Origin of the sequence: Lactobacillus sp. wkB8 (assembly GCF_000761135.1) — a bacterium.
Taxonomy (GTDB): Bacteria; Bacillota; Bacilli; order Lactobacillales; family Lactobacillaceae; genus Lactobacillus; species Lactobacillus helsingborgensis.
The window spans coordinates 843037-861280 of the sequence record NZ_CP009531.1 but is presented as its reverse complement, the minus strand read 5'-3'; the positions used below and the strand labels follow the sequence as shown (position 1 = coordinate 861280).

Here is an 18244-nt window from a genome sequence, read left to right as displayed (position 1 = left end):
TTAACCCCATATTACTAAATATAAAATACTACCTATTAAGCCAACTAACCAAAAAATAATATCAACTTTCCACTCGGAGTAACCCAGCATTTCAAAATGATGATGGATCGGTGTCATCTTAAAAATACGTTTACCCGTTGTTTGAAATGAAATTACTTGTAAAATCACGCTCGCAGTTTCACAAACGAAAACAATCCCGATTAATAAGAGCGACCACGGTCTATGCAAAAAGATACTGACAGCTGCCAGTCCGCCTCCTAAGGCTAATGATCCGGCATCACCCATGAAAATTTTAGCAGGTTTATGATTAAAAATAAAAAATGATATTAAGCCGCCAATAATACTCATGCAGAAAATTAATACCGCAAAGTTTTTTTGCTTGAATGCAATATAGGCATAAGTAGCATAAGCAATAAGTGATAGACCGGTAGCCAAGCCATCTAAACCGTCTGACAAGTTAACAGCATTAGAAAAACCTACCAACCAGAAAACGACGAATAAGGTAAAAATGACAACACTGCTGACCATACCTAAAAACGGCAGATAAAGATTAAATTTAAAATGATCAGTTGTTGCTATCATCACGATGATAAGAGCAACTAAAATTTGCAAGGAAAATTTCTGCCACGCACGTAAACCTAAATTACGTTTGTAAAAGAGCTTGATGCCATCATCTAAAAAGCCAATAATACCGTAACCCAGCATGCTTATTAGCAATATCCACATCATCTTAGATACTTCATGTTGCCATGCAGAAACCCAAATAGTAGAAATGGTTGCTGCTAAAACAAAAACCACTCCGCCCATAGTTGGTGTACCGGATTTTTTTTCATGCCATTTTGGTCCTTCATCACGAATTTCCTGTCCTTCATGATGTGACCTCATAAAAATAATCATCCAAGGTAAAACAATTCCTGTGAATGCCAACGAACTTACTAATGCAATAATGCTAATAATCAGCATAAAATGCTACTCCTTTAATTGTATTTTGATTTTGGTTCCTGTTTTTAGAGGCTTTTGAGCAGAAATACTCTGCTTATGAACCACGCCTGAGCCTTTGATGCTTAATTTGACACCTGTTAAGTCAGCAAATTGATGTAATTCATCAAGATTCCAGCCCTTCATGTTCGGACAAATAAGTTTGCCATTCGTCCGCACCAAAATAGTTTTTCCAGCTTGCTGCTTTTGTCCCTTAGGATAAGACTGCTCTGTTATTTTCGTGCCTGTCCCAATTTTTAACAGTTTCAAACCGACACGCTGTGTGACCTTTTCAGCTTCTTCATAGCTTAGACCCTTCATATCCGGCACTTTAACTACCGTTGAGCTATTCAGGTCATTTTTTGACATCATGATCACTCTGTTCATCATTGGTTTAAAAATTGATGAGAGAATGACTTCTGCAGGTTTACTCATCCTGCGAGGTTGTTTAACAGTAATGTAAATGCAATAGCGCGGGTGTTTCGCCGGTGTCACCCCAACAACAGAAAAGATATAATTATTATTACCTTTCAAATAGCCCCCACCTTTAAGGTTAGCTATTTGCGCAGTACCTGTTTTAACAGCAATACTTTGATTTTTCATTTGATAAGCTGCACCGGTACCAATTCGTTTATTTAAAACCCGGCGCATGTTTTTAAGCACAACTTCCGCTGTTTCCTTAGTATAAACTGGCTGACCCACATTTTTAATTTGATAGCCGGTAATAGTATGATTATTGGCATCAGTAATCTTTTCAACAAATTGCGGCTTCACCATTTGACCATTATTTGCTAAACTGCTAAAAGCTTGCATCATTTGCATGACATTTACGTCAACGCCCTGACCAAAACTGGTAACAGCTTGATCAATTGGAGAATTAAAGGCGATGGTTCCCGCCTGTTCGCCAGGTAGTGTAACTCCCGTTTTTTGACCAATATGAAATCTTTTGAGGTATTTCTTCCACGTTTTCGCTCCCATCTGCTGCTCAATATGAACAAAACCAGTATTACTTGAGCGGGGGAAAGCTTGTGAAAAAGGTATGCTGCCCCACCCACGTGGTTGCCAATCATGAATTACGGAACCATTAACTGTAACAGAACCAGAATTATAATATTGGTTAGGATGGTAATTTCCGCTATTAACAGATGATGAAAGTGTTAATACTTTAAAAACAGAGCCTGGTTCATACGTATCTTGTACCAAAATATTACGGTAGGACTTTTTCAAGCCCTTTTTTGTTTGCGGGTTAAAAGTTGGCCTTTGAGAAGCAGCTAAAATTTTACCTGTTTTAATATCTTCTACAACAGCAGTCATAGAAACAGGGTTAAAAGTATTTTGCACATACGACAATCTACTTTCAAGATATGCTTGCAGCTGTGAGTCAATAGTCAAATAAATATTGTTACCATTTACAGGTGCCTTATAAGTATGGGCACTGTTAGGTGTTTGAAAGTTCGAAGCATCGACAGCTGATAGCTGGTAACCGTTTTTGCCAGTAAGCACATCATCATACCATGCCTCCAGCCCCATTGTCCCCTCTAAATTTTGTTGTCTGGTCTTTTCATCAAACTTGGGTGTAGCCATGCCAATTATATGAGAGGCAAAGTTACCATTGGGGTATAAACGCGACTGGGTTTCAAAAAATTTAATTCCAGGCAGTTTCATTTTTTCAATTTGAACCTTTTGCTTTTTGGTCAAATTAGAACCTGCAGTACCAAATTGTACCTGAAAAACAGAATGTGATGGGTTAAGATAATTTAAAATTTTGTCTGCTTTAAGGGGTAAGACCTGAGACAATTTTTGGGCAGTTTTATTTTTATCTACTACATACTCCGGCTTATTTTTATAATTGATAGAAGACTTGTCAAGAATTGCATAAATAGTGTACAAGTGAGAATCTTGAGCCACTGCCAAACCATTACGATCATAAATAGTGCCGCGATTAGCCTTTAGCACTTGGTTACGCATATATAACTGCTCAGTCTTGGCTGTTAAATTCTGCCCATTAACTTTATTTGAAATACCAATATATAAAAATCTACCTATAAATACAAGAAAAACCAAAGCAACAGCTACCTCGAGAAATCTCCCGACTGTAAAACGGTATCCGTGAGCTTTGGATTGTTCAGTATTCGAATTACTAACGCGTTTTTTCATTAGCGTAAAGTCCTAATATTTTTTTCATTCAAAGCCAACCCCTTGCTGCGAGCAATCTTATTCATGCGCGAGCTCGAAGTTAGTTCTCCTAGTTCTTGATGCAAATCTCCAACTTGACTCTGACTCTTAGCAACAGAACGTTGCACATTTGTAAGTTCATGTTGAGCTGAAGTAGCAGAAATACTGGAAGAAACAAGCATTGTCATTAAGCCAATTGTAATCATCATTCCTACTGCAAGCAAGAACTTCTCAAAGCCAGTCCAGGCCACATTGTGATGATTAAGAACCTGACGTTGTCTTTGTTGTAGAACTTTTTGTTCACTAGGATTAAACTCTACTTTTCTTGCTAAATTATCAGCCATTGCCTTTTCCTCTTTATAATTTTTCTGCAACCCGCAACTTTGCACTGTGTGAGCGGTTATTATTTTTAAGCTCTGCAGCAGAAGCTACAATTGGTTTGCGGTTAACCAAACGAAGTGTTGGTTTCATATCATCTGGTATCACAGGCATCCCTCTTGGAACTTCAACCTCAGAATATTTCTTAAAAATATTTTTCACGATCTTGTCTTCATCAGACTGAAATGTAATCACGCAAATCCGACCACCGGGCCTAAGGAGCGCAATAGCCTCCTCAAGCGATTTATTTAAAACTTCAAGCTCGTGATTTACAGCGACACGTAAAGCTTGAAAAGTCTTCTTTGCGGGATGTCCACCAGTTCGACGTGCATACGCTGGAATTGCTTCCTTAATAACCTCAACTAGTTCAAAGGTTGTTTCAATTGGCTGTTTTTGTCTTTTAAGAACAATTTTATGGGCGATTTGACGAGAAAATTTTTCACCGCCAAATTGATACAAAATATCAGCTAACTCTTTTTGGCTTGCATTATTGACAAGTTGATATGCATCAAGACTTTGAGTTTGATCCATCCTCATGTCCAGCCTAGCATCAAAGCGGTAAGAAAAGCCTCTTTGTGCTTGGTCGAATTGAGGTGAAGATACGCCTAAATCATAATAAATACCGTCAATGCCATTCTGGTAACCCAGCTTAACCAAGTTAATTTTTAAATGACTAAAATTGTCGTGTACTAGTTGTAATTTAGGTTTTGCATCAGATTTGAGTAAATCAGCAAAGTTTAACTTGGCCGAATTTATTGCATATTCATCTTGATCAAAGCCGATTAAAGTGCCATTTGCAAGTTGATCTAGTAAATATTTTGCATGTCCGCCACCACCAAATGTCGCGTCTACATAAAGACCACCATTTTTTGGTTTTAAATTTTCTATTGTTTGGTGTAAGAGTACACTGGTGTGTTTGAATTCCATAGTTATAGTTCAATATCATCCAAATTTTCTGCGATATCATCATAGTTTTCGTTTGCTTCATCACTGAAGTTTTCCCAACGTTCTTTCGACCAAATCTCTATTCGGTCAGAAACTCCTACAATGACACATTCTTTAACCAAGGCTGCGTGTTTCTTCAACGTTGTGGTCAGATTTACACGACCTTGTTTATCAAATTCACATTCCATCGCACCAGAGTAAAACAAACGCGTAAAACTACGAGCGTTTCTCTTAGTTAATGGAAGTTGCGCTAATTTAGCTTCAATTTTTTGCCATGCTTCAGTAGTATAGCCAAAAATACAGCCTTCCATTCCGCGGGTAAAGATCATCTTGTCACCAATTTGACTACGCAAACGGGCAGGTATAATTAAACGTCCTTTGCTGTCGAGATTGTGATGAAATTCACCCATGAACATGGCTTAGCCCCCTTCCACTGAATAATTTACCACAATTCACCACTTCCTACCACTTTTTAGTCAAAAAAAGCTAAATATTTATTTTTTAATGACACAAAAAGCAAAAGTCGCAAACCTGTTCGGGTTTGCGACTAGTATTTTTGCTAATTTTTTTATTTTAAGTTTGACTATATCATCATAAATAACAGGCCTAAATACCAAACAATTGTATTCACTGTTAAATAGTTCCAGATTTTACGCATTGTTTTGCCTAAGGAAAGGTTTTTGTTTTTAACAGCTTCGGAAACGGCAAGCAAGATTACCAAAAAGAAAAAAACAAAAAAGCCATAGGGTAAAAATTCGGGTTTTTGCTGCTGTTTAGTTATCAAATGACAACCATATATGAAAAATATGGGCAATAAGTCATAGCCCCTAAACTGAGCTTTTGGGAAAATTTTATTTACAATAAAAGCCAATGCAAGTCCTATTAATGGAATTATCAAAATTGAAAACATTTTTATTATAACCTCGTTTATTAATTTCTATTTTATCCTACTAGTCGTTTGAAAAAAACAATTAAGTAGCATAAAATATTGTTCAAATAGGGAGGTCTATCAATGACGCGAAGACATAAGAAAAAAAGATCTAAATTTGAAAAACTGACGATCGCAATGGCTTGGTTAATGGCGATTATTACTTTAGCAGCAGTTGTAATGCAAGCTGTAGGCGCCCTTGGCTTTTTCCAATAAAAAAACGTGAGAATAATTTCTCACGTTTTTTTATTAGCGATAATTTTCTAAATTAATCATAAATGGATGGTCGCGTGCTAAATTCCACCATAATCTATATGTAGCTGCTGCAAAAATAAAAGACCAAATTAAAGTAGGAAAAATACTTTGTAAAAGGCTTGTAAAAGCAATATTAGACAGACCGGTTACATTGAGAACGAGCCAAGTAAAAGAGTCAACTAAAATTGCTGCAACTAAAACTGCTAAAATCCGAGCCCAAAAAACTTCGGGTAAAAAACGTGCGACCTTTTGTAAAAGCCAGCAAAGTAGTGGCAAACAAACTGCATAAATACCAATGATGCCAAAGGAATATATATCACTAACAACGCCAGCACCCAAAGCAAGCCAAATTTCTTTTGCATTCGTATCATCAAAAAGTGCAATTAGCATCATACTTACAGGTAACAACAAATTTGACGCATTACCAAATGAAAAGAACTGGTGGAGATAAAATGACAAACTGCCATTTACTGCTAGAGTAACAAACAAGGCAAAAGCAAGACTAAATTTTTGCAAGGACCTCATTAGTCATCCACCTTTCTTTTGATAATTGTAACAACAGAAGGGTCATTTAACTCCCCAGATGGTGTAATCTTAACTAAGTCAGATAGACCAAATGTATCATGTGTTGTCGTTGCAATGGTACCCACTAGCAAACCTTTAGGAGAATTACCTCCCATACCGCTGGTGTATATCTTTGTGCCACGCTTTAACTTTTTACCGTCAGCTGCTTGCGTAAAAGCTAAAGTATTATTACCAATTACAGTGATGATGCCATGCACTTTTTTACCATTTACAGCTTGAGCTTCAACTGCAAAACGGTTAGCTGATTTATCACTGGTAGTAATTAATTCAACTTTAGCCGAAGCAGCATTCACCTCTACAACACGACCAATAACGCCTCCTCCAGACATTACTGCCATATTTTTACGTAATCCTGCTGTTGTCCCTTTATTAATGATTAAAAGATCTGACCAACTGTCTGGCGAACGAGAAATAACTGAAGCTTGAATTTTCTCATAATCTGTCAAACTTTCTTTTAATTTAAGGGCTGATTTAAGTTGCTTATTCTCAGCTTCAAGGGTGGCATTCCGAGTTTTTGTTTGTTCCAAATCAGTAACTTTACTCTTTAAATAGTTGTTTTCATTCTGAGTATTCATAAGATCGTGAACATTATTTAAACTGCCAGAAACAAAACTAAGAGGAAAATCAATTATCCTTGCACCAACAGCAACTACATCGTTACCAAAACTTTGAATAATCATGGGAGTATTTCGCTTGTTACGCATAGAAACACTGCCACCTAGAATAGCAAAAATCAAGACCACTATTATACATGCTGATAATAATTTCTTATTTTGTAAAAATTTCTTCATATGGAAACAGTCCCTAAAGAAAAGTCGGCACTAATAGCCGACTAGTTTATTTATCTGCGACTTTTACGCATTACTTCGATATTTTTCAGAGACTCACCGGTACCAACTGCGACACAATCTAATGGATCTTGTGCTATGAAAACTGGAACTTTAGTAGCTTCTGAAATAACATCAGGCAAATTCTTAAGTAAAGCACCACCACCAGTTAGCACAATACCATGATCAATAACATCAGCTGCAATTTCGGGAGAAGTTTGCTCTAGAGTTTCTCTGATTGCTACAATAATATCTTGCACAACATCTTGAATAGCTTTGGAAACATCAACAGCTTTAACATCAACTGATTTTGGCAAGCCCGTTACTAAATCACGGCCACGAATATTAACTGATTCAATACCCTCAGCTTTTTCAACTGAAGCCGAACCAATCTGGATTTTAATATCTTCAGCAGTTCTTTCACCGATTAGAAGGTTAAAGTTAGAATGAACATAATTTACAATAGCATTATTGAATTTGTCGCCAGCCTGACGAATTGAAGTAGAGGAAACAATACCACCTAGTGAAATAGTTGCAACATCAGTAGTACCGCCACCAATATCAACTACCATTGAGCCGGTGGGATCCATTACTGGTAGACCAGCACCGATTGCTGCAGCAAATGGTTCTTCAATCACATAAGCCTCACGTGCGCCAGCAACCCGTGCAGCATCAATAACTGCTCTTTTTTCAACTTCTGTGACGCCTGAAGGTACACAAATCATAGCTGATGGTTTGGAATTACCTACTGTCTTTTCGATGAAATATTTTAACATTGACGCTGTGGTATCATAATCAGCAATTACACCATCTTTCATTGGTCTAATTGCTACGATACTTTCAGGCGTTCTACCAATCATTTCCCTTGCTTCTGAACCAACCGCGATTACTTTCCCAGTATGGGTGTTCTTTGCCACTACAGAAGGCTCTCTTAGGACAATACCTTTGCCTTCCATGTAAACAAGAGTATTGGCAGTCCCTAAATCAATGCCAATATTTTTTGCTCCTAATCCAAACACGAATATCTCTCCTTATTATTGCAGTCTCTAAATCTTGAATAATTATAGCATAAAGTGCAACTTAAAAAAGAAAATGGAATGTAACTTTAAGATGAATTTAAAATAATTGTCGCTCACGCAGACTTAAATACTGTCCCTTACCTACAATGAAATGGTCCAAAAAATCAATATGAAACAAGTCTGCTGCTGCCTGCAGCATTTTAGTTAATTCAATATCACTACTGGATGGAATCAAATTACCACTAGGATGATTATGAACAATAAATATCCCTGCACACGCATATATCACAGCCCAACGGAATATATCCCGCGGATGAGCTATTGACTTATCCAAAGTTCCCTGAAATAATCTTTTTTCAGCAATAATATGATTACTATTATCTATATATAGTGCCCACAGTTCTTCTTGTTTGTGTCCAGCTAATTTATCAGTCAAGTATGTTCCCACTTCGTTACTTGAAGTCATGATCAAATCACGGTCAGGAACTGCAGCTCGTATCCGTTCCAGTAATCCTTCAGCTAAAATAGCTAAGTCATCATTACATTTGCTGCCAGAGATATATTTTAGCAATTCATCAAAGTTTTTGATATTAAGTTCTTTAAGCTTCACAGCAAGTTGATCAAACTTTGTTATTCCCAGTTCTTTTAATTCATTGACAAAATCATTTAAAATTTCCCAGTCAGTTTTCACCAAATAGTGTTTAGATTTTATTAATTCCATAAAACCATCCTTTCACTATTTAAGTACGCTTAAATCTAGTAAATTTTTTTCAAAAACTCGTAAAAATCCTGACAAACAAAGGTCGCTTTTTGCTTATCTTTGGCAGACGCAGGAATTAAGTCGGGAACCATTACACACTTTATACCGGCATTAACAGCAGCCAATAAGCCTGGCGCTGAATCTTCAAAAGCCAAAATATTTTCTTTTGCCACATTGAGTCTTTTTGCAGCTAAAAGATAAATATCAGGTGCTGGTTTGGGTTTGACCTTGTTTTTCTGCACATCGTCATAATTTAAGTGAAATTGAAAATAATTGCGTGCCCCAGTTGCCCACAAATTATGCTCAACCACATCTTCAGTGTTACTAGTTACAACTGCCATTGGTAAGCCAGCTTGTTGAAATAGATCAAGGGCTTTTTGTACGCCGGGTCTTAATTTTAACTTACCCTCATCTGTCCATTGCCACACCAGTTCGTCTGTGCGTTTAATGAATTGGTCGCGCTGCTCGGTATTCGCAAAATATTGTAAGTAAAAGTCATTCATATCTGTATTAGTAGAACCTACAAGCTTAAGGTAGATATCATCAGGTGTACCTATATGTGCCTCTTTTGCCGCCTGAATATTTGCCTGCCAATATAAATTTTCCGAGTTTACCAATAAGCCATCCATATCAAAAAGAATGCCTTTAATATCTTCTTCAATTCCGTGAACGCGCATTATGTTTCTCCCTTTGCAAAACTTCCCCCACTAAATAAAAAGAACCAGTTACTAGCAGTATATCATTTGTTTGACTTGCTTGCTTTAGATTTAGATAGGAAGTTTGCCAATCAGAAAAGTAAGGGTATCTTTCTTGAATCCAGGCGGGAAAATCATCTTGCTTGGCTGCTCGTGGATAGTTGATAGTAGTCAAATAGACCTGATCCGTCGACTTAAATAAATCAAAAACCTGTGCAATATCTTTATCTTTCATCATCATGATCAAAATCCTAATTTGACCGTGTCTTTTTTCTTGTTCATGATGAGCAAAATCCAGCAAATTGTGGACAGCCTGAATATTATGAGCACCATCCAAAATTATTAACGGATTATTTTGCAGGACTTGGTAGCGCCCGGGAACAACAGTGTGATTAATAGCATCTTGAATGTCACTTGCAGACAAAGTTAGATCTAGCAAACTAAATGCTTGAACCGCAACGCCGATATCATAACCTTCAACTAGCGGTTTAGGTAAAAATGATATTTTTTGAGAATGATCTTTATAAAGCAATTGTTTTTCGTCTGAAACCGTGAAATCTCGTCCCAGCAATTTAACAGTTGCATGTTCTGATTTAGCTTTCTGCTCTATGATAGGCAGCACTTTTTGAGGAATATTACCTAAAATAACGGGACGATTTTTCTTAATCACCCCGCTCTTTTCACGGGCAATATCTTCAATTGTCGGACCAATTATTTTTTCGTGATCTAATCCGACAGTAGTAATGACACTGATTTCAGGTGTAATTACATTAGTCTTATCATGTTCTCCCCCAATTCCCACTTCAATCACCGCATAATCACATTTTTCCAATGAAAAATAAAGAAAGGCCATTACCACTTCATATTCAAAAGTAACTAAAGAAAATTGACTATCTATTTGGCGGATTGCTGTTAAAGCTGCCTCTACAGTATTAGCGACTTCCACTAATTTGTTATCACTAATGTTTTGACCATTTAGTTGAATACGTTCATTAAATTCAAACACGTACGGAGAAACAAAAAGACCAGTCTTTTGACCGGCCTTTTGCAGTAGACTACTTAAATAATAAGAAGTTGAGCCTTTACCATTTGTGCCCGTAACGTGAATAGTTTTTATTTGGTCTTGCGGATTGCCCAAAAAGGCGAGAACCCTTTTAATATAAGATAAATCTGCCTTATCGTGCAGTTTAGGAAGTGAGTATAAATAATTAATCACATCTTGAGCTTTAGTAAAAGTCACGTTATTCACTCTTCTTTAATTCTTGAATTCTTTCCTGAACGCTTTGAAGTTGATTTTCGTAATCAGCTTTTTTCGCTTTTTCTTTATTTATCACAGCTTCAGGAGCATGTGCGACAAAGCCTTGATTACTTAGTTTCTTAGTTGAACGTTCAACTTCAGCTTGCAGATCTTTTTCTTCTTTGGTCATGCGCTTAATCTCGTCTTCAATATTGACTAAATCAGCTAACGGAACAAAGATCTGTGCACCTGAAATCACGGCAGTCTTAGCAAGTTTTGGTGCAGCAATTTGAGTTGAAATGGTTAATTCTTTTGGATGCAAGAAGTTCTTAACGTAATCTTCATTGTCAGTTAAAATTCTTTCATTCTTTGCGTCTTCTAATTGAATCATAATGTCAATTGAAGAAGACAACGGAGCATTTACTTCCATACGAATATTACGTACTGCTTTAATGATTTCGATTAAGAAAGCCATGTCACGACGAGCTGGTTCATTTTTAAACTCAGCATGCGGTTCAGGGTATTTCGCAACCATAATTGATTCACCATCGTGTGGCATGGACAACCATAATTTTTCTGTCACGAATGGCATAATCGGATGAAGCAAGCGTAAGATCTGATCAAGAATCCAAATCAAATTATCTTGTTTTCTGGTTTTTAATTCTTGATTATCACCATTTAAAGCAACTTTAGCCATTTCAATGTACCAGTCACAGAAGTCATTCCAAATAAAGTTGTATAATTCTCGACCAGCTTCACCAAATTGATAATCATCAAATAAACGAGTTACTTCGCTAACAGTGTGATTTAAACGATCGAATATCCAGCTGTCAGACAAATCAAACTCACTAGTATCAGGCATGTGAGCAGCTTGTGCATCTTCTGGTAAATTCATAATCACAAATCTAGCGGCATTCCAAATCTTGTTGATGAAGTTCCAAGCAGATGCTAGTTGCTTAGGATTATAGCGAGTATCTTGTCCTGGGGCTGTACCATTGAGTAAGAACCAGCGTAAAGCATCAGCACCGTACTGGTCAATAACATCCATTGGGTCTACTCCATTACCCAGAGATTTACTCATTTTACGTCCCTGTTCATCACGAATCAGACCATGAAGAACCACGTCATTAAATGGTCTTTCATGTGTAAAATGCAAGCTCTGGAAAATCATTCGTGAAACCCAGAAAAAGATAATATCATAACCGGTAACCAAGGCATTAGTTGGAAAGTAACGCTTAAAATCAGCAGAATTTTCATCGGGCCAGCCTAAAGTTGAGAATGGCCACAAAGCACTGGAGAACCATGTATCTAAAACATCTGGATCTTGTTTCCAGTTTTCAATGTCCTTGGGAGCATCTTCGCCAACATACATTTCACCAGTCTTTTTATTGTACCAAGCAGGAATTCTGTGGCCCCACCATAACTGGCGTGAAATTACCCAGTCATGGACATCTTCCATCCAGTGATCTAAGGTTTGTTCAAATCTTTTTGGTACAAAATTAACCTTGCCAGCAGTTTTCTGATTTTCTAAAACTTTGTCAGCAAGTGGTTTCATCTTAACGAACCATTGTGTTGACAAACGCGGTTCAACTTGAACACCAGAACGCTCTGAATGTCCAACCGAGTGCACAATCGGCTTAACTTTGAGCAAATAACCCTGTTCTTTCAGGTCTTTAACTAATGCTTTGCGACATGCAAAACGATCCATGCCCTCATACTTACCGGCATTTTCGTTCATTGTGCCGTCGTCATTCATGACGTTAATTCGTTTTAAGTGATGACGATTGCCAACCAAAAAGTCGTTAGGATCATGAGCAGGAGTGATTTTAACTAATCCGGTACCAAATTCTGGATCAACATGTTGATCTTCAATAATTGGGATATGACGACCAACTATTGGCAAAATTAATTCTTTACCGACAAGGTCTTTATAGCGCTCATCACCAGGTGCCACAGCAACCGCGGTATCACCGAACATAGTTTCAGGACGAGTAGTTGCGATTTCGACAAATCCCGAACCATCCGCAAACGGATATTTAATGTGGTAAAAGGCGCCCTTATCGTCTTGGTGAATAACTTCAATATCACTTAAAGCAGTCTGCAATTCAGGGTCCCAATTAATAATGTATTCCCCGCGATAAATTAAACCTTCATTATATAATTGGACGAAAACACGCCGAACAGCTTTAGATAATCCTTTGTCTAAAGTAAAACGTTCACGCGAATAGTCTAATGATAACCCTAGTTTAGCCCACTGGCTTTTAATAATAGCGGCGTATTCATCTTTCCAATCCCAAACCTGTTTAACAAAGGCTTCACGACCCATTTCATGACGATCTTTACCTTGTTTACGCAACTTTGCTTCAACTTTAGCTTGAGTTGCAATCCCGGCATGATCCATCCCTGGTAAATACAAAGTGTCATAGCCCTGCATTCTTTTAAACCTGATTAAAGTGTCTTGAATCGCTGTGTCCCAAGCGTGTCCTAAATGAAGCTTACCAGTAACGTTTGGTGGTGGAATAACAATTGAATATGGATGTGCCTTTTTATCTCCAGACGGTTTAAACAAATCTTGATCAAGCCATTTTTGATATCTACCCTGTTCGACCTCACGTGGGTCATATTTTGGCGCTAAATCTGTCATAATTCTCCTCCCAATAAAAAAGTCCTAGACATAATGTCTAGGACGATATGATTAACCGCGGTACCACCTAAGATTAAGCAGAACTACTTCTGCTTCTCTTAAAAATGATAACGGCATATTTACCGGGCCAGCTTACTTTAAGTTCAGCCAACCAGTCCAATCAAGCTACAAATTAACCTTCATTCGGCTTTTCACCAACCATGAGCCTTTCTCTATCTATAAGGTTAATACCTCTCAATTATTGCTTTGCAGGTATTATAACACTTTTTTTATAGCAGTGCAGCATCTTCTGCCGCTTTATCTGCTAAAAACTTGTCATTAGGATAAATTGCTGTAACTTGAATACCTGCTAAAGCTCTTTCTATTAACCCTTCTACATCCAAACGATTTTCAAATTCACGGGCCTTATCAATTCTAGGTTTAGTTTTTGGGCGTGGTGGCGCAAAGATAGTGCAGCAATCTTCAAATGGCTGAATTGACAGGCCAAAAGTACCAATTTTTTCAGCTAAACGGATAATCTCTGTCTTGTCCATTGTAGCAACTGGCCTAACAACAGGCGTTGTTGTGACATCATTAATTGCGGCCATTGATTCTAAAGTTTGTGAAGCTACTTGTCCGACGGACTCACCGTTAAAAATAGCCAGTCCTTTTCTTTTGGCTCTGATTTTATCAGCTAATTGCAGCATAAACCTCCTTTGAACAGTCATTAAGTAGCCTTCAGGGATTTTTTCTTTAATAGTTTCTTGAATTTCCGCAAAAGGTACTGCAATGAAATTGATTTTCCCTGCATAATTAGCCAAGATACCGGTTAATTCTTTAGCCTTATTTAGCGCTTTTTCTGTAGTATACGGTGGACTATAAAAGTGAACCATATCAATGTCAACGCCACGTTTTAAAGCTAAGTATGAAGCAACCGGTGAGTCAATACCACCTGAGAGCATCATGACAGCGCGCCCGCCTGTACCAACAGGCATACCGCCAGCCCCATGTAGTAATTGATTAGAAATATAAACGGCATCCTTACGCACCTCAATTCTGAGGACCAGATCAGGATATTTCATTTCTACCTTCAAATCACTCATGTTGGCAAAAAGGTAGTCACCTATCATTTTATTTAATTCATTGGTATCGTATAAAAATTGGTGGTCGCTGCGTCTGGTATTAACTTTAAAAGTCATTCCCTTTTTGAAAGTTTCGTTCATTAAAGAAAGCGATGTCTTTTCAATTGCTTCTAATGTCTTTTCAACTTTAATAGTAGGTGAATAAGTCTGAATGCCGAAAACCTTTTTCAGCCGTTGATCTACTTCCTTAAAAGGAGCATCGTTTAAAACTATGTGCATCCGATCATGACGCGGATGAATTTCAACTTGTGGAAAATCGCGCAACACTTTAGTGACATTACCGGCTAAGCGACCGATAAAATCTTTGCGGTTTTTCCCTTTCGTTGAAAGTTCACCGTAACGAACCATTATCTCAGTATATTTCATCTAATTTTATTCTCCTAAATGATTAATTGTGGCAAAGTGCCGGTAAATCTGATCAAAGACTTTAATAAATTCATCAGCTTCTGCAAGAGTGTTAGTTTCATCAAAGCTAAGGCGAATAGCGCTGGTTGCTACTTTATTATCAACATGCATCGCCACTAATGTGCTAGCCTCATCAACTTTAGTCGAGGCACAGGCAGAAGTCGTTGAAGTATAAATATCATGTTCTTCCAGTGTATGTACCAGTGTTTCTCCTCTGATCCCTTCAAGTGCAAAACATAAAATATGCGGTGCAAAGTCAGCAGAAACAGGTGAAAAAATAGTTATCCCCGGTTTATCTTGTAAGTATGCTACAATTTTGCCTTTAATAGCAGCCTCTTTTTGAGCTTTAGCCGCTTCATTTTCTAACAGAAGGCGGATAGCTTTAGCCATTCCTGCAATTGCCGGCAAATTTTCGGTACCCGACCGCAGCCCTTTTTCCTGACCACCGCCATCATGAAGTGGTGCGAGCATTTTTCCTTCTTTTTTGTAAAGAATACCCGTACCTCTTGGAGCATGAAATTTATGAGCAGACAAACTGGAAAAATCCACGCGGGGAGTAAAAACACGCTGCCAAATATTTTTACCTAAAGCTTGGACGTTATCAACATGAAAACTGACTGTCGGATAATTAGTTAACAAATCACTAATTTCTTCAATAGGCTGAATAGTTCCGATCTCGTTATTAACACCCATAATTGATACCAAAGTAGTGTCAGAATCCAGTGCATTACGCAAATCATTAACGTTAACGCGCCCTTCTTTGTCAACTGGCAGGTGAGTTACCCGAAAACCCAGATATTCTAAAGCATTAAAAGCATTAGCGACAGAGGCATGTTCAACACTTGAAGTAATGAGGTGTTTACCAAATTCACGTTTTTGAAAAGCAGTCCCTTTTATTGCCCAATTGTTCGCTTCGGTACCACCTGATGTAAAAAATATTTCAACCTGTTTAACCTTTAAAAGTGCAGCAATTTGCTTACGTGAACTTTCTAAAAGTTGAAAAGCACGGTCACCCAATTTATGTAAACTGGAGGGATTGCCCCAAATAGTTTGCGCAACTTGATCATAGGTTGCTAAAACAGAAGGGTCAATCTTGGTCGTGGCACTATTGTCAAAGTATATCAAAAGTTTCTCTCCCCCAAAGCACTACATGATTAGCTATTAACTTATAAATTGTAACTTAAATTAACTAAAGCTTCAATTATTAATGCAGCTGCACTAAAAAAGCTTTAAAATCATTTGCTAATCTTAAAGCTTGATAATTATAATTGGTAACTAAAATATAATCAATTGTTTTTCTTATCTGAATAATACAAGTTTTCTAAACGCTGATATGAACCTGGTTCGACTTTTTCAATAGCTGTCGCAATCGTATCAAGAGCATCTTTATAATTGAATTCTTCTTCATAAAGTTGCATTGCCTTTTTCTGAGCAGCTTTAATTGACCCATTATTTGAATATTTATTTGAATATTGTAAGGTGAGCTGAACCAAGTCCGCAGAATTGATAATATCGTCTGACTCTCGTTTTAACCTTTCAACGTCATCAGAAATTTGAATTAATTCCTGTGAAATTTTTTCCATATTTAATCGCACTTGACTTAACTCTTTAGCCACATGCCCAATTTCATTGACGACTAGCGTATACATCTGGACAAACGCATCGGGGTTCCCCGGCAGCTTCTTACGCTCCAAACGCCGATAAACCAGAGAAACTTCCTGCTTGAAGCGGTTGATTGAATCATTAGCCACATTTTCAGAATCATATAACCCGTCAACATCTTGCGCCATTTTTTTCTGTTGCGCACTAATTTCGCGTAAACGATCCAGCATACTTAACCACGACGATTTAATTGCAGAATATACTCCTTTACCATCAGCCACATTCTGCGTATCAACCGTATATTGCCGCTCCATATCATTAACTTCTTGTTCTAATTGCCTACTGGTAGCTAATTCATTATGTGTTAATTCATAACTTTCATCAATATGGCGTAATTTAGCGACCAAATTCTTGGACTCTACTTGTTCATGAGCCAATAAGCGTTGGATTTTCTCCTGGTTTTCCTCTACAAATGGACGTGACTTGTATTCTTTAATCAAAACGTCGTACAGGGCCGATATTTCTTGTTTGATTTTAGCAATTTCTTTATTTAAAGCAGAAATTTTTAATTCGGTTAATAGCTTACCAGCATCGGCAACTTGACCACGGACTTTTTTAATTTCGGCTAAAACGTCAAGCTCAGTAATATAAAACTTGGAAGACATCATCTTTTTATATGTATCAGATAATTCATCTAATTGATCTTGAAATACCTGATCAAGTTGATGCCTTGCCTCTCTGACTTGGGGTAAAAGACAGCCTACATTTGCCAAAGCAGCTTTAATTTTTGAAAGAATACGTTTTGCTTCTACCTGATCGCCTTGAGCAGTTAAACTCTTAGCTTCGGAAAAGTCATTTTCCATTGTTGTCAGTTCGTTTTCAATTTGATCAAGGGCAGAACCATACTCAAAAGAATCAGCAAGTACATTTTTGCGCAGGTCTTTATACTGATTAAATAAGTCATCATATTGCTTTTGGTTTTCTCTATTTGATTCGAGCAGTTCAGTGAAAACTTCCTTAGTATTTTTCGCATCATCATAAGTTTGCGTCATAATTTCCTGCGCTTGTTTGATGTTTTTGTGCGCTTTAAATAAATGATAATGCGCATTTTGGTCGGCTGCTTGTTCGAGAAAAGTCTGCGCTGCAGGTATTTTTTCAGTTGCTGCCTGCTTATAATTCTTGCGCCATGTAGTCAAAGTAGTCAGACTCTCACCTGCTAAATCCATTTTATCCAGATTAATGATATCTGTTTCCAAATGCATTTTTTCTATTTCTGAGATCTGGTCGTCCAATTCCAAAATTTCCCGCAATTGACGACGATTGACTACTATCATAAGTACTACAATTATAATAATGATTAAACTTGCTATGATTACAACTATGGATTGAGCTGGTGACATAATTTTCCTCCAAAACTAACCCAATTATAACAAATTTCTGTATTATTGTGGGTATGAGTTTTCTTTACTGGCAAAAATAATCCAATTCTGCCGAGAAAATTTAGTTACTATTAATAAATACACTCTAGTTTTAAAGGGAAATTGTTTAGTATGAGAGCTAACTAAAACTGGTTTTTCTTTTTTCTTCCTATTAAATAAAGTAAACAATGTTTTCCTTGCTTTAATACACTGAGACAACTATAATATAGAGCGTGTAAAATATTTGCAGCTATAAGTGGCAAGAACGTCAA

Annotated in this window: 17 protein-coding genes; 1 reads left to right on the top strand and 16 read right to left on the bottom strand. The window is 37.3% G+C overall.

Translation table 11 applies throughout. The features are described from left to right. The 6 genes from mraY to LACWKB8_RS04000 all read right to left on the bottom strand — a co-directional run bounded on the left by mraY (nucleotide 1) and on the right by LACWKB8_RS04000 (nucleotide 5386). The gene (gene mraY / locus LACWKB8_RS04025) at nucleotides 1–963 is read right to left on the bottom strand and encodes a phospho-N-acetylmuramoyl-pentapeptide-transferase (protein ID WP_038522326.1); all 963 of its coding nucleotides are present in this window, start codon (nucleotides 961–963) and stop codon (nucleotides 1–3) included. A 6-nt stretch (nucleotides 964–969) separates the two neighbouring features. After that, nucleotides 970–3135, bottom strand: a complete 2166-nt coding sequence (locus LACWKB8_RS04020; protein ID WP_038522323.1) for a penicillin-binding transpeptidase domain-containing protein — start codon at nucleotides 3133–3135, stop codon at nucleotides 970–972. Beyond that, nucleotides 3135–3497: a cell division protein FtsL gene (gene ftsL / locus LACWKB8_RS04015; RefSeq protein WP_038522321.1), complete on the bottom strand. Its 363-nt coding sequence runs from the start codon at nucleotides 3495–3497 to the stop codon at nucleotides 3135–3137. The genes LACWKB8_RS04020 and ftsL overlap by 1 nt, the downstream gene beginning before the upstream one ends. Before the next feature lie 13 nt (nucleotides 3498–3510). After that, nucleotides 3511–4458: a 16S rRNA (cytosine(1402)-N(4))-methyltransferase RsmH gene (rsmH, locus tag LACWKB8_RS04010; RefSeq protein WP_038522318.1), complete on the bottom strand. Its 948-nt coding sequence runs from the start codon at nucleotides 4456–4458 to the stop codon at nucleotides 3511–3513. Nucleotides 4459–4460: 2 nt separating this feature from the next. Beyond that, complete coding sequence (gene mraZ / locus LACWKB8_RS04005; RefSeq protein ID WP_038522316.1) at nucleotides 4461–4892, bottom strand: division/cell wall cluster transcriptional repressor MraZ; 432 nt, start codon at nucleotides 4890–4892, stop codon at nucleotides 4461–4463. Nucleotides 4893–5059: 167 nt separating this feature from the next. Then, on the bottom strand, nucleotides 5060–5386 hold the full coding sequence (locus LACWKB8_RS04000) for a DUF3397 domain-containing protein (RefSeq protein ID WP_038522313.1): 327 nt from the start codon (nucleotides 5384–5386) through the stop codon (nucleotides 5060–5062). 102 nt (nucleotides 5387–5488) lie between these two features. On the opposite strand from LACWKB8_RS04000, the gene LACWKB8_RS09130 reads away from it, so the two are divergent. Beyond that, nucleotides 5489–5620, top strand: coding sequence for a DUF4044 domain-containing protein (locus tag LACWKB8_RS09130; RefSeq protein ID WP_082229340.1), 132 nt, complete (start codon nucleotides 5489–5491; stop codon nucleotides 5618–5620). Nucleotides 5621–5653: 33 nt separating this feature from the next. Here the strand turns inward: LACWKB8_RS09130 and mreD are convergent, their stop codons facing one another. The 10 genes from mreD to ezrA form a co-directional block, all read right to left on the bottom strand. Then, entirely contained in the window at nucleotides 5654–6184 is a 531-nt protein-coding gene (gene mreD, locus LACWKB8_RS03995) for a rod shape-determining protein MreD (protein WP_038522310.1), read from the bottom strand. Then, entirely contained in the window at nucleotides 6184–7035 is an 852-nt protein-coding gene (mreC, locus tag LACWKB8_RS03990; RefSeq protein ID WP_038522307.1) for a rod shape-determining protein MreC, read from the bottom strand. The genes mreD and mreC overlap by 1 nt, the downstream gene beginning before the upstream one ends. A 50-nt stretch (nucleotides 7036–7085) precedes the next feature. Continuing rightward, complete coding sequence (locus LACWKB8_RS03985) at nucleotides 7086–8090, bottom strand: rod shape-determining protein (protein ID WP_038522305.1); 1005 nt, start codon at nucleotides 8088–8090, stop codon at nucleotides 7086–7088. Nucleotides 8091–8187: 97 nt separating this feature from the next. Continuing rightward, complete coding sequence (locus LACWKB8_RS03980; RefSeq protein WP_038522301.1) at nucleotides 8188–8811, bottom strand: RadC family protein; 624 nt, start codon at nucleotides 8809–8811, stop codon at nucleotides 8188–8190. Between the two features lie 35 nt (nucleotides 8812–8846). After that, nucleotides 8847–9527 (bottom strand): HAD family phosphatase, encoded by a 681-nt coding sequence (locus LACWKB8_RS03975; protein ID WP_038522299.1) that lies wholly within the window; start codon nucleotides 9525–9527, stop codon nucleotides 8847–8849. After that, the gene (locus tag LACWKB8_RS03970; RefSeq protein ID WP_038522296.1) at nucleotides 9508–10785 is read right to left on the bottom strand and encodes a folylpolyglutamate synthase/dihydrofolate synthase family protein; all 1278 of its coding nucleotides are present in this window, start codon (nucleotides 10783–10785) and stop codon (nucleotides 9508–9510) included. The genes LACWKB8_RS03975 and LACWKB8_RS03970 overlap by 20 nt, the downstream gene beginning before the upstream one ends. Nucleotide 10786: 1 nt before the next feature. Beyond that, on the bottom strand, nucleotides 10787–13426 hold the full coding sequence (locus LACWKB8_RS03965) for a valine--tRNA ligase (protein WP_038522293.1): 2640 nt from the start codon (nucleotides 13424–13426) through the stop codon (nucleotides 10787–10789). A 269-nt stretch (nucleotides 13427–13695) separates the two neighbouring features. Beyond that, complete coding sequence (gene thiI, locus LACWKB8_RS03960; protein ID WP_038522290.1) at nucleotides 13696–14913, bottom strand: tRNA uracil 4-sulfurtransferase ThiI; 1218 nt, start codon at nucleotides 14911–14913, stop codon at nucleotides 13696–13698. 6 nt (nucleotides 14914–14919) lie between these two features. Next, on the bottom strand, nucleotides 14920–16077 hold the full coding sequence (locus LACWKB8_RS03955) for a cysteine desulfurase family protein (protein WP_038522287.1): 1158 nt from the start codon (nucleotides 16075–16077) through the stop codon (nucleotides 14920–14922). Nucleotides 16078–16238: 161 nt separating this feature from the next. Continuing rightward, complete coding sequence (ezrA, locus tag LACWKB8_RS03950) at nucleotides 16239–17954, bottom strand: septation ring formation regulator EzrA (RefSeq protein WP_038522284.1); 1716 nt, start codon at nucleotides 17952–17954, stop codon at nucleotides 16239–16241. Between the last annotated feature and the right edge of the window lie 290 nt (nucleotides 17955–18244).